The sequence below is a fragment of the Streptomyces sp. NPDC058678 genome (genome assembly GCF_042714835.1).
Classification (GTDB): domain Bacteria; phylum Actinomycetota; class Actinomycetes; order Streptomycetales; family Streptomycetaceae; genus Streptomyces.
Genome location: NZ_JBHXSG010000010.1, coordinates 16,454 through 41,949, shown reverse-complemented (window position 1 = coordinate 41,949; position 25,496 = coordinate 16,454). Strand labels below are relative to the sequence as shown.

The 25,496-nt window shown below is 70.5% G+C and carries 21 protein-coding genes and 4 pseudogenes; 11 read left to right on the top strand and 14 right to left on the bottom strand.

All coding sequences use genetic code 11. The annotated features are described in order from the left end of the window. Positions 1-92 precede the first annotated feature (92 nt). Entirely contained in the window at positions 93-2,201 is a 2,109-nt protein-coding gene (locus ACFWWR_RS12410) for a hypothetical protein (RefSeq protein ID WP_383874805.1), read from the top strand. After that, positions 2,201-3,772 (top strand): hypothetical protein, encoded by a 1,572-nt coding sequence (locus ACFWWR_RS12405; protein ID WP_383874806.1) that lies wholly within the window; start codon positions 2,201-2,203, stop codon positions 3,770-3,772. The genes ACFWWR_RS12410 and ACFWWR_RS12405 overlap by 1 nt, the downstream gene beginning before the upstream one ends. Positions 3,773-3,889: 117 nt before the next feature. On the opposite strand, the gene ccsB is transcribed toward ACFWWR_RS12405, so the two are convergent. The 7 genes from ccsB to hemL form a co-directional block, all read right to left on the bottom strand. Beyond that, the gene (gene ccsB / locus ACFWWR_RS12400; RefSeq protein ID WP_383874807.1) at positions 3,890-4,984 is read right to left on the bottom strand and encodes a c-type cytochrome biogenesis protein CcsB; all 1,095 of its coding nucleotides are present in this window, start codon (positions 4,982-4,984) and stop codon (positions 3,890-3,892) included. Continuing rightward, the gene (locus ACFWWR_RS12395) at positions 4,981-6,702 is read right to left on the bottom strand and encodes a cytochrome c biogenesis protein ResB (RefSeq protein ID WP_383874809.1); all 1,722 of its coding nucleotides are present in this window, start codon (positions 6,700-6,702) and stop codon (positions 4,981-4,983) included. The genes ccsB and ACFWWR_RS12395 overlap by 4 nt, the downstream gene beginning before the upstream one ends. Positions 6,703-6,705: 3 nt before the next feature. Further along, complete coding sequence (locus tag ACFWWR_RS12390) at positions 6,706-7,479, bottom strand: cytochrome c biogenesis CcdA family protein (RefSeq protein WP_383874811.1); 774 nt, start codon at positions 7,477-7,479, stop codon at positions 6,706-6,708. A gap of 1 nt (position 7,480) precedes the next feature. Beyond that, positions 7,481-8,089, bottom strand: a complete 609-nt coding sequence (locus tag ACFWWR_RS12385; protein ID WP_383874812.1) for a TlpA family protein disulfide reductase — start codon at positions 8,087-8,089, stop codon at positions 7,481-7,483. Between the two features lie 66 nt (positions 8,090-8,155). After that, positions 8,156-9,460, bottom strand: a complete 1,305-nt coding sequence (locus tag ACFWWR_RS12380) for a hypothetical protein (protein WP_384303123.1) — start codon at positions 9,458-9,460, stop codon at positions 8,156-8,158. A gap of 110 nt (positions 9,461-9,570) precedes the next feature. Continuing rightward, complete coding sequence (locus ACFWWR_RS12375; protein ID WP_384303215.1) at positions 9,571-10,218, bottom strand: histidine phosphatase family protein; 648 nt, start codon at positions 10,216-10,218, stop codon at positions 9,571-9,573. Between the two features lie 53 nt (positions 10,219-10,271). Continuing rightward, positions 10,272-11,588: a glutamate-1-semialdehyde 2,1-aminomutase gene (hemL, locus tag ACFWWR_RS12370; protein ID WP_383874817.1), complete on the bottom strand. Its 1,317-nt coding sequence runs from the start codon at positions 11,586-11,588 to the stop codon at positions 10,272-10,274. Positions 11,589-12,184: 596 nt separating this feature from the next. Between hemL and ACFWWR_RS12365 the strand changes: the two genes are divergently transcribed. Next, positions 12,185-12,622, top strand: a complete 438-nt coding sequence (locus ACFWWR_RS12365; protein WP_003974483.1) for a hypothetical protein — start codon at positions 12,185-12,187, stop codon at positions 12,620-12,622. A gap of 67 nt (positions 12,623-12,689) precedes the next feature. On the opposite strand, the gene ACFWWR_RS12360 is transcribed toward ACFWWR_RS12365, so the two are convergent. After that, complete coding sequence (locus ACFWWR_RS12360; RefSeq protein ID WP_384303213.1) at positions 12,690-13,226, bottom strand: tyrosine-type recombinase/integrase; 537 nt, start codon at positions 13,224-13,226, stop codon at positions 12,690-12,692. Positions 13,227-13,295: 69 nt separating this feature from the next. Here ACFWWR_RS12360 and ACFWWR_RS12355 point away from each other — a divergent pair. From ACFWWR_RS12355 to ACFWWR_RS12345, 3 genes and pseudogenes are all read left to right on the top strand, one after another. After that, a pseudogene (locus ACFWWR_RS12355) lies at positions 13,296-13,397 on the top strand (JmjC domain-containing protein); the annotation flags it as partial. A gap of 64 nt (positions 13,398-13,461) precedes the next feature. Continuing rightward, positions 13,462-13,653, top strand: a complete 192-nt coding sequence (locus tag ACFWWR_RS12350) for a hypothetical protein (protein ID WP_383874819.1) — start codon at positions 13,462-13,464, stop codon at positions 13,651-13,653. A gap of 644 nt (positions 13,654-14,297) precedes the next feature. After that, positions 14,298-16,658, top strand: a complete 2,361-nt coding sequence (locus ACFWWR_RS12345) for an arylsulfatase (protein ID WP_384303121.1) — start codon at positions 14,298-14,300, stop codon at positions 16,656-16,658. A gap of 77 nt (positions 16,659-16,735) precedes the next feature. On the opposite strand, the gene ACFWWR_RS12340 is transcribed toward ACFWWR_RS12345, so the two are convergent. Further along, complete coding sequence (locus ACFWWR_RS12340) at positions 16,736-18,076, bottom strand: hypothetical protein (RefSeq protein ID WP_384303119.1); 1,341 nt, start codon at positions 18,074-18,076, stop codon at positions 16,736-16,738. A gap of 454 nt (positions 18,077-18,530) precedes the next feature. Between ACFWWR_RS12340 and ACFWWR_RS12335 the strand changes: the two genes are divergently transcribed. Next, entirely contained in the window at positions 18,531-19,844 is a 1,314-nt protein-coding gene (locus tag ACFWWR_RS12335) for a cation:proton antiporter (protein ID WP_384303117.1), read from the top strand. A gap of 45 nt (positions 19,845-19,889) precedes the next feature. On the opposite strand, the gene ACFWWR_RS12330 is transcribed toward ACFWWR_RS12335, so the two are convergent. Then, entirely contained in the window at positions 19,890-20,174 is a 285-nt protein-coding gene (locus tag ACFWWR_RS12330) for a hypothetical protein (RefSeq protein ID WP_383874825.1), read from the bottom strand. Positions 20,175-20,793: 619 nt separating this feature from the next. On the opposite strand from ACFWWR_RS12330, the pseudogene ACFWWR_RS12325 reads away from it, so the two are divergent. Then, a pseudogene (locus ACFWWR_RS12325) lies at positions 20,794-22,425 on the top strand (IS200/IS605 family accessory protein TnpB-related protein). Positions 22,426-22,515: 90 nt separating this feature from the next. Here ACFWWR_RS12325 and ACFWWR_RS12320 read toward each other — a convergent pair. Next, positions 22,516-22,650, bottom strand: a pseudogene (locus tag ACFWWR_RS12320) (M20 family peptidase); the annotation flags it as partial. On the opposite strand from ACFWWR_RS12320, the pseudogene ACFWWR_RS12315 reads away from it, so the two are divergent. The 3 genes and pseudogenes from ACFWWR_RS12315 to ACFWWR_RS12305 form a co-directional block, all read left to right on the top strand. After that, positions 22,640-22,864: pseudogene (locus ACFWWR_RS12315) on the top strand (hypothetical protein); the annotation flags it as partial. The pseudogenes ACFWWR_RS12320 and ACFWWR_RS12315 overlap by 11 nt on opposite strands. A 4-nt stretch (positions 22,865-22,868) precedes the next feature. Then, the gene (locus ACFWWR_RS12310; RefSeq protein ID WP_383874827.1) at positions 22,869-23,246 is read left to right on the top strand and encodes an ArsR/SmtB family transcription factor; all 378 of its coding nucleotides are present in this window, start codon (positions 22,869-22,871) and stop codon (positions 23,244-23,246) included. Positions 23,247-23,411: 165 nt separating this feature from the next. Further along, complete coding sequence (locus ACFWWR_RS12305) at positions 23,412-23,594, top strand: hypothetical protein (protein ID WP_383874828.1); 183 nt, start codon at positions 23,412-23,414, stop codon at positions 23,592-23,594. 29 nt (positions 23,595-23,623) lie between these two features. On the opposite strand, the gene ACFWWR_RS12300 is transcribed toward ACFWWR_RS12305, so the two are convergent. The 3 genes from ACFWWR_RS12300 to ACFWWR_RS12290 all read right to left on the bottom strand — a co-directional run bounded on the left by ACFWWR_RS12300 (position 23,624) and on the right by ACFWWR_RS12290 (position 25,103). After that, positions 23,624-24,262, bottom strand: coding sequence for a hypothetical protein (locus ACFWWR_RS12300; RefSeq protein WP_383874830.1), 639 nt, complete (start codon positions 24,260-24,262; stop codon positions 23,624-23,626). A gap of 128 nt (positions 24,263-24,390) precedes the next feature. Beyond that, entirely contained in the window at positions 24,391-24,606 is a 216-nt protein-coding gene (locus ACFWWR_RS12295; RefSeq protein ID WP_383874832.1) for a hypothetical protein, read from the bottom strand. Between the two features lie 5 nt (positions 24,607-24,611). Beyond that, positions 24,612-25,103, bottom strand: coding sequence for a DUF5994 family protein (locus ACFWWR_RS12290; protein WP_384303115.1), 492 nt, complete (start codon positions 25,101-25,103; stop codon positions 24,612-24,614). Between the last annotated feature and the right edge of the window lie 393 nt (positions 25,104-25,496).

Sequence of the window (25,496 nt, the reverse complement as noted above, 5' to 3'; positions counted from 1 at the left end):
GAGTTTCGTAACACAACGGACATCACGGGGTCTGGCCCGCACCAACTCCCTCTCTTTACCCTGAGGTTGGAGTCTCTGGGGGGAGAGATGCGGTGGGCAGACCGTTGCACGGGCGCGGGGCGCTGTTCGACATCGATCCGGCAGGTCTCGCTCCGCGGCTCGTGGGTCTGCGTCCGCATCAGCACCGGGCCACTCCCGTGGAGCATCCGAAGGAACTGCCCTTCGTGCTGCTGACCGGCGGGCGCGGGCTCGGCAAGAGCGCGGTGCTCGGCGAGTTGCGGGACGCGTACAGGGGGCACACGCCGGTCGCGTCGGTCGACTGCGAGGACGTCCAGTTCGCGAGGCCGACCGGCGGACGGCCTCTTGAGGCCTGGTCGCCGGTGTCGCAGGCGCTGCTGGTCGTGGCCGAGCAGTTGGCCGAGCCGGTGACCGGGGCCGGGCGGATCACGTTCCCGCGGCTGATGTCGGGGCTGGTCGCGGTCGCGGCGGGCGGCTGGGACGACGCCGACTCCGAGCGGATCCGGCGCGAGGTGGAGCGGATCCTGCTGCTGAACGAGGGCGGGTCGTGGATCGCCGGGTTCGCGGGGCGGATGGCGGGCCGGGTCACCGCCAACGTCGTCGCGGCGGTGAGCGGCACCGGGCCGCTGGTGGCGTCGGCGATCGAGGCGACCCTGGAGTCCTTCTCCGACAGTTTCGTCAACCGGCGCCAGCAACGGGCCTCCGCCTGGTGGCGCGACTACCCGAACGCGGGCCGCGACGCCCGGCGCGGGCTGATCCTGCTGTCCGGGCACTTCCGGGCCGGCGGCACCTCCCGGGAGCACGCCGAGCGGTATCTCGTACGGGCGCTGCTCGCCGACCTGACCGACGCGTACGCGGGGATGCTGCCGCGGATGCAGCGGCTGGGGCGGCCGGTCGTGCTCATCGACAACGCGCACCGAGCCCCCGGGCCCGGCCTCGCGGACGCCATACTGCGCGACCGTGCCGAGGGAATCGCCGACCAGGTCGTGTTCGTCGGCGCCCTGCGCGGCACCGACCGCCCGGTCCTGCGCAACGCGGTACGGCGGACCCTGGCGGAGGTCGCGCGGCGCAGCGACTGGACGCCGGACCCGGCGGCCCCGTCCTCCCGGGCCCTGCTGGTGGCGCTGCCGCCGCTCAGCCCGGACGACACCCTGCACCTGGTGGGCGCCGCCTGCGCGGCGGCCCCGGTGCCGCCCCGACTGCCGTACGCCACCCACCGGCTGACCGGCGGCAACCCGCTGGGAATCGTCCGGCTCGCCGACTCCGCCGCGCAGAACCTGCCGGGTGCCGCCTCCCTCGGGGAGCTGCTGACCGCGGACGTACGGCTGGACGACGACCGCGACGGGCGGCCCACCTACCTCGAACTCCTCGACCGGCTGGTGCCCGCCGACCGGCTGGACGAGCTGACCGTGCTGGCCGCCGCCCACGACCACGCCTCGGCCTGCGCACTCGCCGAGGCGCTCCTGCCGGACGACTTCGGCCCGGCGGACGTGCGGGCGTTGGAGACCCGGCTCGTGGCGGAGGGGCTGCCGGAGGTGCCGGGCAGGTTCGTCGGGGACTCCTTCGTACGGACCCTGCTGTTGCTGCGGCTGCACCACCGGGACCCGGACCACGGGCAGTGGCGGCAGGCGCACGAGACGCTGATCCGGTACTACGCGCACTCGGCCGACGACGACGATCCGGCCCGCGCCCGCTACCGGCTGCACCACGAACTCGCCCTCGGTGACGCCGAGTCGGCGGTGGCGTACCTGCGCGACACCTTCCCCGTACTGGACATCCGCGTCTGGCTGCGGTCCCTGCGGTTCATCGCCTCGGCGCCCTACTTCCACGCCCACGACGCCGAGGGCCACGACTTCGCCGGAGCCGGGCGGGACGACCGGCGGGCGGCGGTCGCGCTCGGGCGCACCGACGCCGCGCACGTCGTCCCGGAGGGTGCGGACGCCGTACTGCACCTGCGGGTACGGCGGCTGCTGCACGCCGTGTGGCAGCTGACCGACCCGCTCGCGCTGCCCGACGCGAAGGTGTGCGACCGGCTGCGGTTCGAGCTGGAGCAGCTGTCCAACCTGCGCCCCGCGGGCAACGCGCTCCTGTGGCGGGCCTCGCGGGACTGGCCCGAGGACGCGCTCGCCGGGCGGGCGTTGCGCGTGCCGGACGACGAGGACGAAGCGGACGGGGAGGCGTGATGGCGGGGAGCGGTGCGGGCGGGGGTTCGGGCAGGGGCTTCGGCACACGGTTGCGTGAGGGCGTGTGGGAGATCCCCCTGCGCCGCTACCTCGCCCTGCTGGTCGCCGCCGCGGTGGTGGCCGGCCTGGTCCTCGGTGTCCGGGTGCTCGCGCACGACGACCGGTCCTGCGCCGCCGGGGTGGTGCGGCCCGAGGGCAGCGACGAGTGCGTGGGCGTGTCGGCGACGGACTACTACTTCGGCCGCCCCCAGCTCCGGGAGACGGTCAGGGCGATCCACCGGGAGAACGAGTCGCTCAAGGCGGACAGCTATGTCACGGTCGCCCTGCTCGAGCCCTTCACCGCGACCGACGCCGACAACCTCGGGGACGTGCTGCACGAGTTGCAGGGCGCCTATCTGGCGCAGTACCAGGCCAACCACAAGTCGGCCGGGCAGACCCCGGCGATCCGGCTGGTGCTCGCCAACCCCGGGGCGACCGGCGCCCACTGGGAGCACACGGTCGACCAGCTGGAGGGCATGACCAAGGGGCCGGACCGGCTGCGGGCGGTGACCGGGGTCGGGCTGAGCACCGAGAACAACAAGAAGGCCGTCGCCGAGCTGACGCGGCGCGGGATTCCGGTGATCGGCTCCTCCATCACCGCCGACGACCTCGCCAACGGTCAGGACGGCACCGACCCCTTCCCCGGACTGGCCCGGGTCTCCCCCACCAACACCGACGAGGCCCGCGCGCTCGCCTCCTTCGCCAAGGTGACGGCGGGCAACGCGCTGCTGGTGTACGACAAGCCGGGCGACCCGTACACGACGACGCTGCAGAAGTCGTTCGCCGACCTCATCAAGGGCTCGCCCTACGAGCCGCAGCCCTTCACCCCGCCCGACGACCGCAGCAAGGAGGGCACCACCGCCAACACGTTCCGCCAGATCACCCACCTCGTGTGCGACACGGCACCGGACACCGACACGATCCTGTTCGCCGGACGCCACACCCAGCTGCGGCAGTTCATCAACGCGCTCGGCGGACGCGGCTGCCAGGACCGCAAATTCACGCTGCTGACCGGCGACGAGGGCTCCTACCTCACCGGCGACAAGGACCTCGACCGCAGCGCCCTCACCCACAACCTCTCGGTGCGCTACACCGCCCTCGCCCACCCGGACGCCTGGACGAAGGACCCGGTGAAGACGGGCGGGTCGGCGCAGGGCGCGAGCGTCCTGAACGGTCTGCTCGCGAGCGGCAAACGCGAGCCGGTCGGGCCGATCGGCCCGATCACCCTGTCGGACGGCCAGCTGATCATCGCGTACGACGCCATGCAGCTGGCCGTCAAGGGCATCCGCGAGGCCACCCCCGACGGCAAGGTGGTCCCGCCGCTCGCCGACGTCGGCCTGCAGTGGCCGCAGGTCAAGGGCTCGCTGAAGGTGAGCGGGGCGAGCGGCTGGATCTGCCTGGACGTGCACGGCAACCCGTACGACAAGGCCGTACCGGTGGTGGAGGTGACCCCGCAGGGCACCAACCGCTTCGTGAAGATCGCCTGGCCGGAGGGGAAGCCGCCGGCGAAGGAGTGCCTGCCGCCGTCCTAGGCAGGCCCCAGCGACTCGGCGGCGGAACGGTTGTAGACGGAGCGTGCGTACGCGTCGAAAAGGCCGGTTCCCGTGACGCAGGTCACAGGGAACCGGCCTTCGCCGTAAGGGAGTCGGTCACACCCCGGCGTAGGAGTGCTTGCCGCTCACGAAGATGTTGACGCCGTAGTAGTTGAACAGCCAGCAGCCGAACGCGATCAGCGCCAGGTAGGCGGCCTTGCGGCCCTTCCAGCCGGCCGTGGCGCGGGCGTGCAGGTAACAGGCGTAGGCGACCCAGGTGATGAACGCCCAGGTCTCCTTGGGGTCCCAGCCCCAGTAGCGGCCCCAGGCGTCGCCCGCCCAGATGGCCCCCGCGATGATCGTGAACGTCCAGAGCGGGAAGACGGCCGCGTTGACGCGGTAGGAGAACTTGTCCAGGGACGCCGAGGCGGGCAGCCGCTCCAGGAACGAGGTGGCGAACTGGCCGGGCTTGCCGCCGCTCGCCAGCTTGTTCTCGTACGAGTCCTTGAACAGGTAGAGGATCGTGCTGACGGCGCCCACGTAGAAGACCGCGCCGCACAGGATCGCGGTCGAGACGTGGATGTACAGCCAGTACGAGTGGAGGGCGGGAACCAACTGGTCGCTGGCGGTGTACAAGACAGTGACGGCGATGCCGAGATCGAGGAGGACCGTCGTGATCAGGAACAGGCCGAGCCAGCGCACGTTCTTCTTGAGGGCGAGCAGCGTGAGGTACACGCCGACGGCGACCGTCGAGAAGGTGATGTTGAACTCGTACATGTTGCCCCAGGGGGCCCGCTCCACCGAGGCCGCGCGGGCGACGACCCCGCCCAGCTCGATGAGGAACGCGAGCACCGTGAGGGACACCGCGATACGCCCGTAGAGGTCACCCTGCGCATCGCCACCATGCGCGCCTGGCCCGTCGGGCACGTCCCGCGCACCGGCCGCGGCCCGCACGACCACCTTCGGCCGCTCCAGCACGGCGGTCGAGCCGCCCTTCTGCACGGTGACCTCCGGTGCCTTCGCCTCCGTTTGGGAGGTGAGCGCGGCGGCGGTGCGGCCGATCTTGCTGCGGCCGCCGAAGATCCATTCGGTGATGTAGGCGAAGAAGGCCAGGGTGTAGACGGCCATCGCGGAGTAGATCAGCGTGTTGCTGAGGTTCGCGAGGCTTTCGTTGGTCGCGGCGGCGAGGTCGGTTGCGGCGGCGAGAGTCACTTCTCAGGCCTTTCGGCAGGTACGACTTGGGGGTCGGGGGTGGGGGTGTCGTCGGAGGAGTCTTCTGCTTCGGGCGCGCCCGGTGCCTGGTCGTACAGGACCCCGGCGAGGTCGCCGAGTTCCTCGGGCACCTTGGCGGACTCGCTGCGGCCGAGGCCGGCCATCTCGACGACGGTGACACCGTCGGCGCCCTTGACGGCCCGCACCCACACGCGGCGGCGCTGGATGAACAGGGAGCCGGCCAGACCGAAGATCGCGGTGATCGCGCCACCGAGCGCCCAGCCGCTGCCGGGCTGCCGGGTGATCTGGAAGTTGGCCCACTCCTTGGTGCCCTCGTAGGTGACCGAGCCGGCGCCACCCGGGAGCTTCATGGTCTCGCCGGGCTTCAGGTTCTCCCTGAGCTGCTCGCCCTTGGAGTTCTTGAACTCCTTCAGGTGGCTCTTGTCGAGCTGGTACACGCTCTGCGGGATGCCCGCGTCGACGCCGAGGTCACCGTGGTAGGCCTCCAGGTTCAGCACCGGGTTGGTGAGCGCCGGGAACTGCGAGGCCACCTCGTTGCCCGGCACATAGGAGGGCAGGAAGAAGGCCTGGAAGCCGAGCTGTTCCTTCTCGCCCTCGGCGTTGCGGTAACCGTCCATGACCTTGATCGCACCGGAGGAGGTGACGTTGGAGTCGAGCGGCAGGAGCGGGACGGCCTGGCTGTAGACCACGTTGCCCTTGCCGTCGCGGACGGTGATGACGGGCGCGTAGCCGTGGGCGGTGAGGTAGACCTTCGAGTCGCCGATCTCCAGCGGCTCGTTGACCTTGACGGTGGTCTTCTCGTCCTTGCCGTAGGCGCCGACGCTGTAGTCGAGGGTCGCCTGGTAGGTGCGCGGGGTGCCCTTGTTCGGGCCGCTCGTCTCGTAGGTGCCCGTGAAGTCGTCGAGGATGAAGCTGAAGGGGTCCAGGTCGTCCTGGCTGAAGAGGTTGCCGGACTTGAAGTCGTCGTACTGCGTGATGGTGTTGGAGAACCCGTCGCCCTCCACGACCAGCTTGTTGCCCTCCATCTTGAAGAGCTGCCCCCAGGCGAAGGCGGTGAGCAGCACGATGAGGGCGATGTGGAAGGCGAGGTTGCCCACCTCACGCAGATAGCCCTTCTCGGCGGCGACGGCGTCCCCGGCGAGGTGGGCGCGGAAGCGGCGCTTCTTCAGCAGGGTGAGCGCGGCCTCGCGGACCTGCTCGGGCTCGGCCCCGGTGCGCCAGGTGGTGTAGGCGGGCAGCCGGGTCATGCGCCGGGGGGCACCCGGCGGACGGCCGCGCAGCTGGCCCACGAACTGCCAGGTGCGCGGGACGATGCAGCCGATGAGGGAGACGAACAGCAGGATGTAGATCGCGGAGAACCACACCGAGCTGTAGACGTGGAAGAGGCCGAGCTTGTCGTAGACGTCGCCGAGGGTGGGGTTAGCGCTGCGGAAGTCGGCGACCTTCGTCTCGTCGGTGCCGGACTGCGGGATCAGCGAGCCGGGGATGGCGCCGAGCGACAGCAGCAGGAGCAGCAGCAGCGCGACCCGCATGGAGGTGAGCTGCCGCCAGAACCAGCGGGCCCAGCCGATGACGCCCAGGGAGGGCAGGTCGGGCAGCTCCTCTTTGGGCGCGGTGGACAGCTGGGATCCGGCGGTGCCGAGGTCCTGGTCGTCCGCGGTCGCGTCGGCCGGCGCGCCGGTTGTCGTCTTGCTCATCGATCAGATCCCCACAGTGAAGCCGTCGGACCAGGTCTGCATCTCGGAGACGATCTGGTCCCACGCGCCGGTCAGCAGCAGCAGACCGGTCACGATCATCATGGTGCCGCCCAGGCGCATCACCCAGACGTAGTGGCGCTTGACCCAGCCGAAGGCACCGAGCGCCTTGCGGAAGGCGACCGCGGCGAGCACGAACGGTACGCCGAGGCCCACGCAGTACGCGACCGTCAGTATCGCCCCGCGGCCGGCGCTCGCCTGGTTGAAGGAGAGTGCCTGCACGGAGGCGAGGGTGGGTCCGATGCAGGGCGCCCAGCCGATGCCGAAGAGGGCGCCGAGGACCGGGGCGCCGACCAGCCCGGCGGTCGGCTTCCTGTGGAAGCGGAACTCGCGCTGGGTGAGCCAGGGCATCAGGCCCATGAAGAAGACGCCCATGAGGATCATGAGCACGCCGAGCACCTTGGACAGGATGCCCTTCTGCTCCTGCAGCGTCTCGCCGAAGTACCCGAACAGGGCCCCGCCGGACACGAACACGGCGGTGAAGCCGAGCACGAACAGCGAGGCGCCGGCGACCATCCGGCCGCGCCGGGCCTCGGCCAGGTCGGTGCCGGTGACGCCGGTGACGTAGGAGAGGTAGCCGGGGACGAGGGGCAGGACACACGGTGAGAAGAAGGAGACGAGTCCGCCGAGCAGGGCGATGGGCAGGGCGACCAGCAGGGCCCCGCTGAACACGGTCTCGTTGCGGCCCGTCGCCTCGGCGAGGGTCACCAGCGCGCTCACGTCACTTCTCCGCGAGGACGGGCTTGATCATGCTGAGCAGATTTTCCTCACCGAGGGCCAGCAGTGCCCGCGCGGCGATCTTGCCGTCCTTGTCGAGAACGAGCGTGGAGGGGATCAGCTGCGGGTTGAGGGTGCCCTTCTTGAAGCGGAGCATCAGCTTGCCCGTGGGGTCGTACAGGCTCGGGTAGGTGATGCCGAAGTCCTTCTCGAAGGAGAGCGCGAGTCCGGTGCTGGCGTCGCGGGTGTTGATACCGACGAACTGGACGCCCTTGCCCGCGTACTCCTTGGAGATCTTGGCGAAGTACTTGGCCTCCGCACGGCACGGCCCGCACCAGGAGCCCCAGATGTTGAGGACGACGACCTTGCCCTTGTAGTCGGCGACGTCGAGCTGCTTGCCGTCGATGGTGGCGCCGGAGAGGTCGGGAGCCGCGGTCCGCTTGCCCTGCGCGACGGTGTCGATGCCCTTGTTGCCGGTGACGAAGTTGGTGTCGCCGCCTCCGCCGGACGTACCGCCGGAGCCGCACGCGGAAAGGGTCAGCGCGGCTGCCGCGGCGACGGCGGTGAGCAGGACGGCACGACGACGGGTGCGACTACGGCTGGCGGCACTCATGTGAAAAGTTTCGCATGCCCGTTCTGGGGATCTTGCGCACCCCCCTTGCGGGCGGAAACCCGCATTTCAGGCAGCGTTCGAGGAGGCCCCTGAGGCGGTCTCCGAGGCGGTCGAGGCGGTGTCCTTGAGGAACTCGCTCCAGCCACCGACCGGCTGCTGCCCGACGTCGAGCGTACGCAGCTTGGCGAGCACGTCGGGCTTCTGCACGTCCATCCAGTCGACGAACTGCCGGAAGGAGACCAGGCGTACGTCCTCGCCCTTCTCCTTCTCCCGCGCGATGTGCTTCAGGGCCTCCTCGACGGCGTCCATGTAGATGCCGCCGTTCCAGTGCTCGAAGTGGTTGCCGACGAAGAAGGGGGCCCGGTTCGTCTCGTACGCCCGCTTGAACCCCCCGATGTAGGCGCCGGCGGACTGCTCGCGCCAGGCCGGGTAGTTGTAGGAGGGCGCGTTGGTGGAGTTGACGGACTGGTTGGCGAGCATGTTGTAGTCCATCGACAGGACCTCGAACCGGCGGCCGGGGAAAGGTACCGCCTGCAGGGGAAGGTCCCACATCCCCTCCCGCTTCTGCGGCCAGACCTGACGGCCGCCGGGCGAGGAGGCGTCGTAGCGCCAGCCGAGTTCGCGGGCGGTGGGCAGCAGGTTGTCCTGGCCGAGCAGGCAGGGCGTGCGGCCGCCGACGAGTTCCTTGTCGTAGTCGAAGGGCAGCGCGGGCAGGTCGGTCCAGCCCGTGTTGGTGCGCCACTCCTTGACGAAGGACTTGGCCTGGTCGATCTCGCTGCGCCACTGCCGGGGCGTCCAGTTGCCGACGGTGCCGGTACCGGCACAGAAGTGGCCGTTGAAGTGGGTGCCTATCTCGTGCCCTTCGAGCCACGCCCGCCGGACGTTCGTCAGGGTCGCCCTGACGTGCTCGTCGGTGAGGTAGCCGATGTCGGAGGCGCCACGCGGGTTGTTCGGCGGGTCGTACAGGCGCTTCTTCGACTCGGGCAGGAGATACAGCCCGGAGAGGAAGAAGGTCATGCTCGCCTCGTGCTCCTTGGCGAGGTCCAGGAAGCGCGGGAAGAGACCGTTGCCGACCTCGCCGGCCCCGTCCCAGGAGAAGACCACGAACTGCGGCGGGGTCTGCCCCGGCTCCAACGGCTCCGGCTTCGCGGGCTGGTGGGGCTGCTTGCCGGTGAAGGAGGTGGAGCCGTCACCGAGGGGGCGGGCGGTGGGCTTCGGGCTGCCGGAACGGCCGCCCCCGGAACCGGAACCGGAACCACCGGCATGGCTCGACCCGTCTGACGAGGTGAGCGTGCCGCACCCCGCCAGTCCTGCGGCGGCCGCGGCGCCCGTGCCGAGTCCGAGTGCTCCCCTGCGGGTGAGAGTGCGCATTGCATCCCCGTTCGTCACGTTCTCTGGTGGTCACCCAGTCAGAGGTGGCGACGAACGGGGAGGTTCCTCCGATACTTACGGATTTCGTAACAGAGGCATACAGAAGTGCCCTACGCGCCGAAGGCCTTGCCCTGCCCCTTCACCGGCCTGGCCCCGGCGAGGAGATGGGCCGGGACGAGGTCGCGGGCCGGCTCGGTGTAGCCGACGGACACGATCCTGTCGCCCCGGTACGTGAAGGTCGTCAGGGACGCGAGCGTGCACTGCCGCTTGCGCGGGTCGTGCCACAGCCGCCGCTTCTCGACGTACGACCGCACGATCCAGATCGGCAGCTGGTGACTGACGAGCACGGCCTCGTGGCCCCGCGCCCGGTCCTTCGCCGCGTCGAGGGCACCCATCATGCGGATGACCTGGTCGACGTACGACTCACCCCAGGACGGCTTGAACGGGTTGACCAGGTGCTTCCAGTTCTCCGGCCGCCGCAGCGCGCCGTCCCCGACCCCGAAGGTCTTGCCCTGGAAGACGTTCTCGGCCTCGATGAGCCGCTCGTCGGTGGCGATGTCCAGGCCGTGCGCCTTGGCGATCGGCATCGCCGTCTCCTGCGCCCGCTCCAGCGGGGAGGCCACGACGTGCGTCACGTCCCGGCCGGCGAGGTGCTCGGCGACCCGGTCGGCCATCTGCCGGCCGAGCTCGGAGAGGTGGTAGCCGCCGAGACGGCCGTAGAGGACGCCGTCCGGGTTGGCGACCTCACCGTGCCGCATCAGGTGGACGACGGTGATGTCCCTGGACTCGGGACTCTCAGAGGTGTTGTTGCTCACGCGGTGGCCTCCGCAGCCGCTCGGGCCGCCGCCGGAAGGGCGTCGGCGATCAGCTGGACCGCCCGCTCGTCGTGGGCCGTGGACACGAACCAGGACTCGAAGGACGACGGCGGCAGGTAGACGCCGCCCGCCAGCAGGGAGTGGAAGAAGGCGGTGAAGCGGTACGACTCCTGCGCCTTGGCGTCCTCGTAGTCGCGGACCGGGCGGTCCGTGAAGAAGACGGAGAACATGTTGGAGGCGTTCTGCACGGTGTGCGCGACGCCCTCCTTGGTGAGGGCCCCGGAGACCAGCGCCTGGATCTGCGCCGACACGTCGTTGACCTTGGCGTAGGCCGCGTCGTCGAGGAGCCGCAGCTGGGCGAGACCGGCGGCGGTGGCGACGGGGTTACCGGAGAGGGTGCCGGCCTGGTAGACGGGCCCGGCGGGCGCGAGGTGCCCCATGACATCGGCGCGGCCACCGAAGGCGGCGGCCGGGAACCCGCCCCCCATCACCTTGCCGAAGGTCATCAGGTCGGGCCGGACGCCGTCGATGCCGTACCAGCCGGCCCTGCTGGTCCGGAAGCCGGTCATGACCTCGTCGGAGATGTACAGCGCGCCGTTCTGCGCGCACGCGTCCTTCAGCCCCTGGTTGAAGCCGGGCATCGGCGGTACGACGCCCATGTTGCCCGGCGAGGCCTCGGTGATCACGCAGGCGATCTCGCCGGGGTGGGCCTGGAACGCGGCCTGCACGGCGTCGAGGTCGTTGTAGGGCAGGACGATGGTGTCGCCGGCCTGGGCGCCGGTGACGCCGGGGGTGTCGGGGAGGGCGAAGGTGGCGACCCCGGACCCGGCGGCGGCGAGCAGCGAGTCGACGTGACCGTGGTAACACCCGGCGAACTTGATCACCTTGGTGCGCCGGGTGAACCCGCGGGCGAGCCGGATGGCCGACATGGTGGCCTCGGTCCCGCTGGACACCAGCCGCACCTGCTCCAGCGGCTCGATCCGGTCGACCATCTCCTCGGCGAGCGTGACCTCGCCCTCACCGGGCGTGCCGAAGGAGGTGCCGCGCGAGACCGCGTCCTGCACGGCGGCGATGACCTCGGGGTGGGAGTGCCCGAGGATCATGGGCCCCCAGGAACAGACCAGGTCGACGTACTCGCGCCCGTCGGCGTCCTTGAGGTACGGGCCGCTGCCGGACACCATGAACCGGGGTGTTCCGCCCACGGCACGGAAGGCGCGCACCGGGGAGTTCACGCCGCCGGGCGTGACGGCGGCGGCGCGGTCGAACAGGGCCTGCGAGACAGGCGCATCGTATGAATAGGGCAATTCGCTCATGTCCTGCGACTTCTCCGACCTTCTCCGACTGCTCGGACTCCGGTTTTGCCAGTGACCTCCTCAGGGTAGGCCAGGGGGCACCGACGGCAGCGGGGCCGCTGCCGAGGCGGGGTCGGATGCACCGGTGAAGCGGGTGCGGATGCCCTGCCGAGGCGGCTGCCGACCCGGCAACCGGTCCCGGCCCTCCGTCATCTGCGAGACTGGGACCTGATACACACAGCTCACAGGGACGATGTTGTGGTGCGCCCTGTTCAGGGGCTGCGAAGATCCTGCGGACAGGTGTTTCAACGCACGTTTCGGCGGGCGGCCGTGGGGGAGGTCACTGACACGATGATCGGGTTGCGCGGCGGGGGCCACGCGTCCTAGAAAAGCAGTCGGGTGGAGATATGCATCGCGGTGGCGGACTGGGCGAGGGGACTGACGGCCTGGGTCCTCGACGTGCCCGGCGGGGAAAGCACCGACGCGACGCGGAGGAATCGAACGAAGCCCGGCAGGGACACGTTGTACCGGGTGTACCCGGTGGATCGGGTGAGGAGCCGGAGCGGGCCGACCGGAGGGTCGACCGGCTGAGGGCGGGGAGCAGGAATGGTGGTCGGGTGGGGGTGACGTACAAGTACTTCGGCGCGCCGGACGGCGCGACCGCAGCCCGCGTCCCGATCTCGATGCGCCCCGAGGAACTCGGCGGCGACGAGCTCGGCATGAACGGCATGTTCACCAAGATCAAGCCGGAGACCATGGCCGCGATGGTCCTGACCGGCATAGAGGGCGTCCCCCTCCACAAGGTCCCGCCGCTGGAACTCGTCGTCCTGCACCCCGACTACGCGGTGGTCAAGCTCCCCATGACGGTCGTCGACCCCCTCCGCGGCATCGGCGAGGAGGCGGTGGGCGCGGCCGCGTTCATCTGGTCGACCGTGCCGGACCGGGGCGGGCCCCGGGACGCGTTCAACGTGTACCAACTGCTGCACGAGTGGCAGGACTTCTCGCACCGCTTGCATGAGGCGGGGCATCAGCCGTACTGCCTGGTGTGGCCGTGAGTTGAGGTTTTGGTGGTAGCGGGCGGGGTCTTCGGGCCTCGCCCTTTTCAGTGCCGGAGAGGGGCCGTCAGGCGGCCAGGGCACGTTGAGGGCACATTGGTTTCGCTGGGGGCACTGATGTGCCCGGTGCGGCGGGCGGGCCGCCGCCGTCCTCCGCCTCGGCTTCCGTTTCCGTGAAGGCGTCGTCGATCGCCTTGCGGGTGCGGGTTTCGCTGGATGGCAGCAAGTGCGTGTACGTCCGCAGCGCGAAGCCCGGGTCCGAGTGGCCGAGGTACTCGGAGAGCGCCTTCATGCTCTCCCCCGCGTCCAGGAGCACGGACGCGTAGGCGTGCCGGAGGGCGTGCATGCCGTCTTCCGGGACCGCCTGGAGGTAGCGCGCGCCGCGCTCTCGCGGAGGGATCACACCGGCGGCGGCCAAGGCACGCTTCCAGTCGCCCATGTTGAAGACGCTGCGGTTGTAGGCCCGACTCTTCTCGTCGACGAAGAGCAGGCGTACGGTCTTCGGCTCACCGTCGGGCTTTGCCCAGGGCAGGGTGATGGCGACCGGCGGGAACTCCTTCATGTGGGCCTTGAGGGCGGCGGCAAGCTGGGTGGGCAGGGGCACTGAACGGATCTTGTTGCCCTTCGGCAGGGAGAAGACCGGCTTCGTGCCGACGAGCCGCACCTGACGATTGACATGCTGTACCTCCCTCGCGGCTGGTGGCACTCGGTGGCCGCCTCCGAAGGCGAGCACTCCCTTCACCTCACCTTCGGCATCCAGACCACCACCGGAGCCCACTCCTGGCCTGGCTCGCACCGCCAGGCCGCCGCCCTGCTCGACGGGCACGTCCGACGCAGCCATGCTGCTGGCCTACTCGCTGCTCGTCCCCGCGTTCGCCCAGCGTGTCCGGGACACCTTTCCCGTACTCGAGACAGCGCCCGGACGCATCGCACAGATCACCGTCATCACCGAGCTGCTGCGGTCGGCCTCCCGCGGCGACCATCCCGAACTCGTCGTCCCGCTCACGGCCCTGGCCGCGGAATTGACGTGACCGCTCCCAGTGAGGGGCGAAGTCCCACGCGCCATTCGCCGGCCCGCCGACGGCCAGCACCTGGCGGCCAAACGCCGAACGTCCCGGCCCAGTCCTAGCCCGGCGGTCGTAACCCCGCCACGGTGACCGCGACAAGCCGCCGGCCGGCTGCCTTGGAGGACAGGCCGCCGACCGCGGCGAGGGCGTGCCAGCACGGGTTGCCAGAACACTACGCGGCCTTCGGAGAACACCGGTACTGCCCCGTATGCGGGCGACTCCCGACTGCGTCGTTCGCCTTCGACGCGCTCCAGGCCGACACCGCCCGCCTGGATACGCTGGAAGCCCTGCTTTCGGACACAAAGGCATTGCTGCGCGGCCAGCGGGCAGCGAACCGCACGAAGGGCGGCGCCCGCCACTGTGCCCGAGCACGCCGTGGTACTGGGCCTCGGCCACAGTGAGGACCGGATACCGCGCCCCCGGTCGCCGTGGTGACGGTGGCGACCTAGCGTGGAAGTGGGCGGGTCGCACCCCAGGCCACGGCCGACGACAGGGCCTTTTGCCCGGCCATCCGATCGGGATCGTATGTCGGCGACAGGGCTCTGTTGTGACAGCCGCATGCACACACATCACCGGTGCTCGCGCCGGCTGGTGGGACGGAGGCCGGAATGTCGCAGGCATCGTGGAATGAGTACAGGCCGGGGCAGGCGTTCCCGGGGGTGGTGGGGCGGACGACGGACGAGTCGAGCCCGGCGTGGCCGCAGCCGGTGCGGGCGGTGCCGGGTGCACCGAACGTGATGCTGATCGTGTTGGACGACACCGGGTACGGGCAGCTCGGCTGCTACGGGAGCCCGATCGAGACGCCGAACCTGGATGCGCTGGCCGCGGGCGGGCTGCTGTACAGCAACATGCACACCACCGCGCTGTGCTCACCGTCGCGTTCGTGCATCGCGACGGGCCGCAACCATCATGCGAACGGGATGGCGGCGATCACGGAGCTGGCGACCGGCTATCCCGGCTACAACGGGCAGATCCCGTTCGAGAACGGGTTCCTGTCGGAGACACTGCTGCAGCACGGTTACAACACGTACATGGTCGGCAAGTGGCACCTGATGCCCTCGGAGCAGGAGTCGGCCGCGGGGCCCTACGACCGGTGGCCGCTGGGGCGGGGCTTCGAGCGGTTCTACGGGTTCCTTGGCGGCGATTCCAGCCAGTGGTATCCGGACCTGGTGTACGACAACCACCAGGTCGAGCCGCCGGCCGCGCCGGAGGAGGGCTACCACCTGACGGAGGACCTGGTCGAGCGGGCGATGTCGTTCATCGCCGACGCCAAGCAGGTCGCCCCGGACAAGCCGTTCTTCCTGAACCTGAGCCCTGGTGCGACGCATGCCCCGCACCATGTGCCGAAGGAGTGGGCGGACCGTTATCGGGGGCGGTTCGACGACGGCTGGGACGTCTACCGCGAGCGCACCTTCGACCGGCAGAAGCAGCTCGGCGTAGTGCCCGCGGACGCGCAGCTGTCCCCGCACGATCCGGACGTGCCCGCGTGGGAGTCGCTCACGCCGGACGCGCGGCGCCTGGCCGCGCGGATGATGGAGGTCTACGCCGGGTTCCTCTCCCACACCGACCACCACATCGGGCGGCTGCTGGACTTCCTGAAGGAGACCGGCGAGTTCGACAACACGCTGATCATGGTGGTCTCCGACAACGGGGCGAGCGCCGAGGGCGGGGTGACCGGCACCACCAACGAGATGCAGTTCTTCAACAACGCGCCCGAGACGCTGGAGGAGAGTCTGGCCCGGATCGACGAGCTCGGCGGCCCCAGCACGTTCAACCACTACCCGTGGGGCTGGACTTGGGCGGGCAACACCCCCTTCCGGCGGTGGAAGCGGGAGACCTACCGCGGCGGCGTCAGTGATCCCTTCCTCGTCCACTGGCCCGACGGTATCCGGGCGCGCGGTGAGGTCCGCGACCAGTTCGCGCACATCATCGACATGGTCCCCACCGTTTTGGACGTGCTCGGGATCGAGCCGCCCGCGAGCATCCGGGGCGTCACCCAGTCGCCCCTGCACGGGGTCAGCTTCGCTCACACCTTCGACGATGCCTCCGCCGCGAGTCGCCACCGCACCCAGTACTACGAGATGTTCGGGCACCGGGCGATCGACCACGACGGATGGCGGGCGGTCTGCCCCTGGCCCGGCGCCTCCTTCGCCGAGGCCGCGCGGCCGTTCGGCACCCCGATCACCATGGCGGACCTCGACGACCTCGACGCCCATCACTGGGAGCTCTACCGCGTCGACGAGGACGTCGCCGAAACCAGGAACCTCGCCGAAGAGAACCGCAGCAAGCTGATCGAGATGATCGCCCTGTGGTACGTGGAGGCCGGCAAGTACAACGTGCTGCCAATCGACGGCAGCGCCCTTGAGCGCCTGATGCTGGAGCGCCCGCAGATCACCCAGGCCCGCAGCGGCTACACCTTCCGCCCCGGCACCCAGGTCCTTCCGGCCGCGGTCGCGCCCCGGGTCCTCAACCGTCCGCACAGCGTCACCGCAGACGTCGAGATCCCGCCCGGCGGCGCGGCGGGCGTCCTGCTCTGTCAAGGCACCAACGCCGGCGGATGGTCCCTCTATGTGAAGGACGGGCACCTGCACTACGCCCACAACTACGTCCAACGGGCCGTGCATCACGTGGCCTCGAGCGAGAAGGTGCCCGAAGGACGGCACACGCTGCGCTTCGAGTTCGAGCCCACCGGCGACCCGGACATCGCCCACGGCAAGGGCGCATCCGGCCGGGCCCAGCTGTACATCGACGGCCGCCTGGTCGGCGAGACCGACATGCCGGTCACCACCCCGGTCGCCTTCAACCCGGGTGGTATGGCCTGCGGCGCCAACCCGGGATCGGCCGTCACCCCCGACTACCGGGCACCCTTCCGGTTCACCGGCACCCTGCACACCGTCACCGTCGACCTGTCCGGCGACCTGATCGTCGATGCCCCGAGCGAGATGCGCATGCACATGGCCCGCCAGTAGCCGTCTCCCACGCGTGGGCTGCGGATCCGCTCTGTCCTGGGCGCGCCTCGAAGGGCGGTGGCTCGGGTGGCGGAACGTCACTCGCCGGCCTCCCAACGCGATGGTGCCACCCGCTCGGCGTCGATGGTGGCGCGGCCGGTGGCGGCGAGGAGCGCGAGCAGTGCGAGCACGGCCAGCAGGATGACGACCAGCAGCAGGATGGTCAGAGCCGTCGGGTGGTTCCAGAGCGCGAAGACCAGGGCCACGATCAGCAGGGCGGCCAGGGCGATCCACCGGCGGTGGGCCTGGGTCCAGGTCCCCACCCGGCCGGTGCGGACCTGGTGGCCGTACGCCCACTGTGCCGTGGAGTCCGCGGCGCGCTCGGACGTGCCCCGGATGGCGCGCGGCAGTCGTCCGGGGCCGATCAGGTAGGCGCCGAGCGCGATGACCACACCGAGCACGATCGCCGTGCGCAGGCTGACCCTCAGGAAGTGCAGCAGGGTGTCGAAGACGGCTGCCGCGGCGGCCTCCGACTGGACCTGGGGCGGGAGATGATCCAGGTAGTAGCGGCGGGCGATGACCAGGACGACGGCCACGACCAGGCAGGCGAAGGCCGCGCCGAGAGCCGTACGGGCCAGGGCCCGGCGGCGCCGGTGGGCCAGCAGCACGCCGGCCGCGCCGATCACCACGACGATCACGGGCAGCCAGTTCCCGATCACGTCCAGCAGATGGGCGCCCTTGCGGATCTTCTCCAGTTGGTCGGACTGGAAGAGCACCATCTGCTTGTCGACCTCGGGGATCTTGGCGGCCGGGGACAGCCCGGCGTCCACGAGCGCCCCTTTGACCTGGTCGACGGCCTCGCCGACGTCGAGGGTGACCGTCCCGCCGTCCACGCCCACGGCGCCACGTCCCTCGCCGGTGAGCGCGTGCACGACCGCGGCGTGGGCGTCCCGGTTGGCGTTCGTCCAGATCCGCTCGAAGCGATCGCTCTGCACGAAACGGGTGGCCACCTTCTGGACCGTGTCGTTGACCGCGGAGTCGAGCTGCGGGCCCAGCCCCTTCACGGCCTGCGCGGCGCGGGGCGGCAGCCCCTGCGACTGCAGCCACGCGGCGATGTCCGCGGCGGCCCGGCTGCCGTCCACCCGTACATCGGCGGCATGAGTGATGCGCTTCACCGCCGCGTCCTCGATCGCCGGGTCCGAGGCCAGCGGCGAGACCGTTTCCACGTACCGGTCGGTGTCCAGCGCGATGTCGTGCACCCACACCGTGAGCAGCGCGACCGGCACCAGGATGCAGGTGAGCACGATGAGCACCGCCGAGACGGTGTTCCGCGTGATCCGCACGGCCGCCGAGCCGTGCTTGGGCTCACTTCCCGCCGCATCACCCGCGCCCCCTTCCGGGGCGGCAGCGGGCTCGGACGGCTCGTGCGGGCTGGTCATGGGTGCTCCAGGGCTCCTGTGAGGGGATCGGCCTGCCTCCATTTCCGCCGCTCCACGGCGGGACGGCCCGCCCGGGTGAGCCGTTCGGGCCAAACATGGTCAACTGCCCGGGGCCGTGACCCCCTGCTCTACGGATGAGGTCCTTGCCGCCTCGTACGCGCAGCGCGTCGTCTCCGCGCCCGCGCCGTACGAGGGGCCAGGCCGTCACCCCGGGCGGGTGAGGGCCCCTTGCTCGGCCGTGACAGCCGCCGGCTGGTCCGGAGCGAGTGCACCGCGCCGTTCCACTGCCCGCGGCACCACCCGGCGTGTCCTCGTCGACTTCAGCGGGCAGTCCTTCGCCGACCTGTAGAAGGAGGCCATCGGCGCGTACACGCGGAAGGGCGGCGCTGCCGCAGGGGCGCAGGAGTCGACAATCTGCCGGGACGTTCGGCGGGTGGATCCGGAGGGCCGGAACATGAGCGGTGGCGCCTGGGCCGGCGCGGCGATGGCGGGCGTCACCGCCGCGTACGCACTGTGCTCGCGTCGGCTGTCCTCGACGCCGCTGTCGTCGGCGATCGTGTTCGTCGGCTCGGGGATCCTCCTCGGTCCGGCCGTGCTCGGCCTAGTCGACCTGGAGCGCGACCCCGCCCCGATCATCGCGCTTCTCGAAGCCGCCCTGACGCTCGTCCTGTTCACCGACGCCATGACGGTCCGCAGACGGGACCTGCAGGCCGGGGGCTTTCTGCCCGGCCGTCTGCTGGGCATCGGACTGCCGCTGAGTATCGGGGCAGGCTGGCTGCTTGCCTGGCCTCTGCTGCCGGGGCTGACGGTGTGGGAACTCGCACTCGTCGCCGCCATCCTCGCCCCCACCGACGCCGCCCTCGGAAAGACCGCCATCTCCCATCCCCGCGTCCCGGCGCTCGTACGTCACGGGCTGAACGTCGAAAGCGGCCTGAACGACGGCATGGTGCTGCCCTTCTTCGTCCTGTTCCTGGCAGCCATCCCGGGCACGCACTATGCGCAAGAGGGCGTGGCGGGTGTCTTCTGGCGCGCCCTGGTGCTGAGCACCGCGCTGGGTCTGCTGGTCGGCGGCCTCGGCGGCCGGCTGCTGCAATGGTTCCGGGCCAGGGGATGGGTCACGCGGGAGTGGCGGCAGGTCTACCTGCTGGCTGTCGCGGTCGCGTCGTACGAACTCGCCGTCGTGACGGACGGCAGCGGCTTCATCGCCGCCTGGGTCGCCGGATTCGCCTTCGGGTTCGCCCTGCGCCATTACAGGACCGACGTCGAGAAGGAAGACCCGGACCGCACGGCCGAGTTCGCCGAGAATCTGGGCGGACTCCTGGCGTCGATCAGCCTTCTGGTCTTCGGAGCGGTGCTGCTCGGTCCTGCCCTGGAGCACCTGAGCTGGCGGATCATCCTGTACGCGGTGCTCAGCCTCACCGTCGTCAGGATGCTGCCGGTGGCCCTCTCGCTCGCCGGGAGCGGACTGCGGCCCCCTACGGTGGCGTACATCGGGTGGTTCGGGCCGCGCGGCCTCGCCTCTGTCGTACTGGCGCTACTCGTGGTGGAGGAACACGTCCCCGGAGTGGAACTGCTGGGCAGGGTCGTCGCGATCACCGTCGGCCTCAGCGTCCTCCTGCACGGCGTCTCGGCCGTGGCCCTCGCCGAGCGGTACGGCCGCTGGCACGAGAAAACCGCGACCGCCACCCGCGACCTGCGCGAGGGCACACCCGTACCCGAGAGCCCCGTGCGCCGCAGGCTCGGTCCCCTGGACAAGCCCGAGACGTGAGGCAGCGCCCCTGAGCCACTCCGCAGCACGGCATTGCAGCGTGGCTCAGCCGTCTCCGTCCAGCAGCCAGCGCAACTCGATCTCAAGCCATTGGCTCTCGTGGCGCCACGTGTCCAGAGCGGTCACCAACTGGCGGCTCACGGCGCCGGCCGTCAGCGAGCGCCACCGGCAGCCCGCGAGGAAATCCACGAGTACCCCGATCCGCACGTCACGGCGGGTCACCGGCGCCCCGCCGGCCGCTCCATGTCCGTTGATCGCGGCGAGCGCGAGACGGCTGACCATTTCGGGGGTGAGACCGCGCCACGCGTACGGTCTCAGCGCCTCGCTCACTGCGCGCACCCGCGTGTCGCCCAAGGAAACCGGCCGTACCATCGGAAAGCCCTCCGCAATATCGCCATATAGATCGTAAAGGGCACACAGGGGCGCGTCCAGGCGTGGGTGTTCAGTGGGGCGCCCGGGTCGGGGTCAGGATGGCAGGACCGGAGCCTCGGCCGGTGACACACCCGCGAGGGCACATCCAGGGCACATGAGCCTGGGAAACGGCGTGGACCGGTGAGAACTACGGAGAAGGGTTTTCGCAGGTCAACGCACTTATCACCGACAAACCCCAGGTCAGTCGCCCGCCCCTCCCAATCGCTGCACGAGTGGCAGGACTTCTCGCACCGCTTGCATGAGGCGGGGCATCAGCCGTACTGCCTGGTGTGGCCGTGAGCTGAGGTTTCCTGAGTGCCGGGCGGGGTTTGGAGCTACTGCCGCTGGAGTGTGTTCACGAGCGTTCTGGTGAGCGGGAGCGAGTGCTGCTGGGCTGTGTCGTATCGCGCGCCTCGGTCGTGGGGGTGGGTTTCGGTGGGGAACTGACGTTCTCTCATCGAATGTGTGACCTTCGCGGGTGGTGCTCGTTTCTCATGACGACGGGATCTTCGGTCGGCATCGGGTGGGGGTGACAGGGGTGGGTGAGCTGCGGAATGTGGCGGCGTCGTTCGTCGCGTCCGGTCCCAGTGGTGTGGCCGTCCGGACCCGTCTCAAGCACCTGACGCCGGATGATGAGGAGGTGCTGCGTCTGGTGGGTGCGCATTTGGGATCGCTGGCTTCGAGGGATCTCAAGGCGCGTTGCCGGGACGGCCTGGAGCATTCCGGTGAGAGGTGGGCGGTGCGTAAGCGGGAGCTGACGCCCCTCTCGTCGTCGCGGTGGGCGGGCGGTATCACCAAGGCCACGCATGGCCAGTGGGCGCTGGCCCGCCGTGGCCAGTCGGCGCACCTGCAGAACCTGGAAGCCGGTATCCGCACCATCGAGCACCGACTGTCCCAGCCGGTCGGACAGAAGGGGACGAAGAAGGCGGCCGGGGGTTACCGGTCGGCGCGGGAGTGGCATGCGAAGTCGAGGCGGCTGCGGGGACTGGAGGACCGGCTGGCTGCCGCGCGCGCCGATCGTGAGGCTGGCATCGTGCACGTCGCGCGCGGCGGCAAGCGCCTGGCCCGCACCCGCCACCACCTGGAGGAGGCCCAGCTCACCGAGTCCGCGTGGCGTGGGCGTTGGGAGGCGGAGCGCTGGTTCTGTCAGGCGGACGGGGAGTCCGGCAAGCGCTACGGCAACGAGACGATCCGTATCAGCCCGGACGGCGAGGTGAGCATCAAACTCCCGGCCCCGCTGGCGTATCTGGCGAACGCGACGCACGGGCGGTACGTCCTGGCCGGCCGGGTCATGTTCGCGCACCGGGGCACCGAGTGGGCGGACCGCGTCGAGGCCGACCGGGCGATCGCCTACCGCATCCACCTCGATACCGGCCGGGACCGCTGGTACCTGACCGCCTCCTGGCAGATTCCGCCCTCCTCGACCCTCCCGATCGAAGCGGCGCTCGCCCACGGGGTGATCGGTGTAGACATGAACGCCGACCACCTGGCCTGCTGGCGCCTGGACATCCACGGCAACCCGACCGGCAGCCCGCGCCGTTTCTGCTACGACCTGTCCGGCACCGCCGAGCACCGTGAAGCCCAGGTCCGCCACGCCCTGACCCGTCTCCTGCACTGGGCCCGCACCTGTGGTGTGAAGGCGATCGCTGTCGAGGACCTGGACTTCGGCGCGGAGAAGACCCGGGAGAAGCACGGCCGCCGGAAGCGCTTCCGGCAGTTGATTTCCGGCATGCCTACCGGGAAGCTCCGCGCCCGGCTGTCCTCGATGGCCGACGCCACAGGTATCGCGGTCATTACCGTGGACCCGGCCTACACCAGCCGCTGGGGCGCCCAGCACTGGGAGAAACCCCTCACCACCACGACCCGCACCACCACTCGCCACGATGCTGCTGCCGTGGCGATCGGAAGGCGCGCCCAGGGACACCCGATCCGGCGACGGACGGCACCGCCCCCACACGACCGGAGTGATCGTGTGGGGCATCGGACCGTCCAGGCCCGACCAGGTGACCTTGGGCGTGAGGGAACCCGCCCCCGCATCCCCGGACCACGGACACGATCCGTGCCGCCCGGACGCGGAGCGAACGCGGGAAACCAGAACGCCCAACACCGTCCGGGGCGTTCGGCCGAGCATGAGACCTGGCAACAGGACTCACTCCCGCTCAGTCTCTAGGAACGGTTTCGGACCCCGCCCTCCGGACGAGCCCGACGGGCGTCGTCGCCGGGTTCAGCCGCGCAGCGGCCGCGTGAGCCGTCCGAGCAGTCAGGCGACCAGTGCCGTCTGCGCGGGCACCGTGTCGGGATGGATGAACTCGCCCCGGGCGTGAGCGCCGTCGCCGACCGCGCCCATGCCGCACAGCACCGGCAACCCGAGCACGGCCACGAAGTTGGCCGGCGACATGTCCGTCCTCGCCCCGGGTCTGGTCACCGACCGCTCCGCCCTGGCGCTCTTCATCGACGACGAACTTGCCATCCCCGGCATCCTCGCCGTCAGCGTCGACGTCATGCTCGCCGAACCGCGCCGCTACTGGCTGGGCCGGGACCTGGCCTCCGGCCTCGGTGAGTTCCACGCGCCGACGCTGCCCCGAGTGGTTCGATGTATGTCAACATAGACGCATGTCGAATTTGAAGGTGCTGCCTCTGCTGGAGCCCGCCTCGGCGGCCGCCCCGGAGGCCGCCGTGCCCTGCTGCCCGCCGTTGACCGAACGGCCCCTGACCGCCGACGAGGCCGAGCGGACGGCACGGATGTTCAAGGCGCTCGGTGACCCGGTCCGGCTCCGGCTGTTCTCGCTCGTGGCCTCGCACGAGGGCGGCGAGGCATGCGTGTGCGACATCTCCGACGTCGGCGTCTCCCAGCCGACCGTCTCCCACCACCTGAAGAAGCTCAAGGAGGCCGGTCTCCTCACCTCCGAGCGACGCGGCACCTGGGTCTACTACCGGGTGGAGCCGTCGGTGGTCACCGCGATGGCACAGATGCTGAAGGTCGCCGGCTGAGCGGCGATGTGGCGGTGCGGGAGTCGCACAGAGGTGGAGCGGGCTCCACCACCGGTTGGGGAGAGCACTCCCTCGTGACGGCGGCCCGATGACGGGATCGGTGATCTCACAAGGTCAACGGCTCCCCGTCGGGGAGATCCACCCTCTCCCCGAAAGGCACCTCCCATGAAGGCGCTGCTCTCCTCCCGCCCCGTCCTGTGGTTCCTGTTCCTCTTCAACCTCACCGTCGCCCTGGCCGCCCCCCTGATCGACGACAGCGCGAAGGGCATCGCGACCAGCATCGGCATGGCGGTCGTCTCCCTGGGCGCGGGGTCGGCCCTGCTCAGGGGCCGCAGCCGGCACGCTTGAGCCTGACGCCACGGCACCGGCCCCGCCCTTCAGCCCGGCGAAGTAGACGATCCGTCCGGCCGGCCGGTGGCGGTGTGCGGGCCGAGGGGAAGGACCAGGGCGCGGAGTACCTCCGGGGCCGACGGGCGCGGGCTCGCCGGGTGCGACGGTCGGCGGACGTGGCCGATGTCCTGCCAACCCCAGGACAGGAAGGCGTCGAAGGCCGTGGAGTCGGTCCGGTCGACCAGCGTCGCCCCGAGGGTGGCGTGGTGGTCGGCGAGCAGGCGTTCATGGAGCCGGCGGGCGAGGTTCCGGTCCATCGTGCGGGGGTGGACCAGGGTCTCGGCGATCGCGAAGACGTGTCCGGACTCGGTGAGTTGTTCCACGCTCCGGGGAAGGGCTCCGACGAATCCCCGCCACCACGCCCCCTCGCGCCGTACGGGGAATCCGTAGACGCACCCGACGAAGGCCGTGTCCTCTCCGACCAGCAGGGCGAACCCGGGCCGGCGCATGTCGCCGGTCAGCCGGCGCAGGAATCCCTCCCGGCCGTCGTACTCCCTGCGGGGCCGCGCCCTCGAGGACTCCACGTACAGGTCGGCCAGGTCCTCCCGCAGGGTCTCGGCCTGCCAGCGGCTCAGCCGGCGCAGGCGAACCCCGTGCGAGGGCGACGGCGTGTTGGCGATCGTCACAGCGCACCACCGCCCTGGGTGACGAGGGCACGGGTGTTGCGGCCGACAAGGGCGGTTCGGTCGTGCCGGTGCACGTTCAGTCGGGGAAGGGTCATGGCTCCTCTCCGGGGGGGGCGTCCTCGTCGGGCCTACGACCCATCGGGAGCGTCGGCCTCCTGCTGTCCCTTGCGGACGCGGCGCGTCTTCCACGGACGGGTCGGCACCGGCACCCGGAGAGCGGGGCGGGGTGAGCCGTAGTGGAAGGCGGCGATGCGCTCGTCGTGCTGGGCGTTGAGCCGTCGGATGAGGTACACGCCCACGGCGGTCATCGCCAGGATCACGACCACGGTCACGATGACCTCCATGGCCATCACCTCCCTGTTGTCGGCTGATTCTGATGCGGAAGTGGCGCCGGGTACTCCTCCTCCATCAACCGGCTGGCGGTCGACGTGCGCCGTGGGTCGCTCGCGGCGGCCATCAGCCGGGCGGCCGCGGCGGGAGTCGTCTGCGGCGGGATCACCAGCAGGTTCCAGCGGCCCACGCGGTAGGAGAGCAGCAGCAGTTCGTGCGGGTCCTGCTCGCCGTGGAACCAGCCCACCTTCACCACGCGGCCGGCTACGGACACCTTGCGCGGGACGCTCGACCAGTGGGTGGGATTCACGGTCAGGCGGGTGATCCGCCCCCACAGCGGGTCGAGTACGGCTGTCAGGGAGGGGAGTTCGGCCGCGAGGTCCCGGGTGCGGGGCCACCAGGCGCCGTCCAGGAGCGCCGGCGCGGAGCCGACTGGAGCCAGGGAAAGGCGAAGTGTGGGGGCCGAGGCCCGGTCCTCGAGTGTCGACGAGCGGGTGATGGTCGCAGCCATGGCGCAGACCCTGCCCCAGGCCGATCACGACCGGCCCGGCGTCTTCGATCACCGAAAACGACACAGGCGTGGAGGCCGGTGCACGGAATATCCTCGGTCATCCCAGCGTACTCCTCGGGCCCGCCGGCCGACCGGGCCGGCGAAGGACCGGCGAAGGACCGGCGACCGAAGCGAACGGGCGGACCGAACGGGCGGACCGGCCAAGTCACCGACCGAAGTCCGGCCCGCGGGCACCCGCGCACGGAGACGTCGATCAACTCCGCGACTCCGAACGGTCGTACGTGGGACCCGCCCTCCCGCAGCACGTCGTCCCGTACGAGGACCCGTACGAGGATCAAGGCGTCGCCCCCGGCACCGGCCACCGCGATGCGGTCGCGCCCGGAGAGCGCGGCA

Coding starts and splice junctions, on each gene's coding strand:
- ACFWWR_RS12405 (WP_383874806.1), top strand. CDS start 2,201: ATGGCGGGGAGCGGTGCGGGCGGGGGTTCGGGCAGGGGCTTCGGCACA.
- ACFWWR_RS12350 (WP_383874819.1), top strand. CDS start 13,462: ATGCTGCTGGCCTACTCGCTGCTCGTCCCCGCGTTCGCCCAGCGTGTC.
- ACFWWR_RS12395 (WP_383874809.1), bottom strand. CDS start 6,702: ATGAGCAAGACGACAACCGGCGCGCCGGCCGACGCGACCGCGGACGAC.
- ACFWWR_RS12305 (WP_383874828.1), top strand. CDS start 23,412: ATGAAGGCGCTGCTCTCCTCCCGCCCCGTCCTGTGGTTCCTGTTCCTC.
- ACFWWR_RS12335 (WP_384303117.1), top strand. CDS start 18,531: ATGAGCGGTGGCGCCTGGGCCGGCGCGGCGATGGCGGGCGTCACCGCC.
- ACFWWR_RS12340 (WP_384303119.1), bottom strand. CDS start 18,076: ATGACCAGCCCGCACGAGCCGTCCGAGCCCGCTGCCGCCCCGGAAGGG.
- hemL (WP_383874817.1), bottom strand. CDS start 11,588: ATGAGCGAATTGCCCTATTCATACGATGCGCCTGTCTCGCAGGCCCTG.
- ACFWWR_RS12380 (WP_384303123.1), bottom strand. CDS start 9,460: ATGCGCACTCTCACCCGCAGGGGAGCACTCGGACTCGGCACGGGCGCC.
- ACFWWR_RS12290 (WP_384303115.1), bottom strand. CDS start 25,103: ATGGCTGCGACCATCACCCGCTCGTCGACACTCGAGGACCGGGCCTCG.
- ACFWWR_RS12310 (WP_383874827.1), top strand. CDS start 22,869: ATGTCGAATTTGAAGGTGCTGCCTCTGCTGGAGCCCGCCTCGGCGGCC.
- ACFWWR_RS12345 (WP_384303121.1), top strand. CDS start 14,298: ATGTCGCAGGCATCGTGGAATGAGTACAGGCCGGGGCAGGCGTTCCCG.
- ACFWWR_RS12295 (WP_383874832.1), bottom strand. CDS start 24,606: ATGGAGGTCATCGTGACCGTGGTCGTGATCCTGGCGATGACCGCCGTG.
- ACFWWR_RS12375 (WP_384303215.1), bottom strand. CDS start 10,218: ATGCGGCACGGTGAGGTCGCCAACCCGGACGGCGTCCTCTACGGCCGT.
- ACFWWR_RS12385 (WP_383874812.1), bottom strand. CDS start 8,089: ATGAGTGCCGCCAGCCGTAGTCGCACCCGTCGTCGTGCCGTCCTGCTC.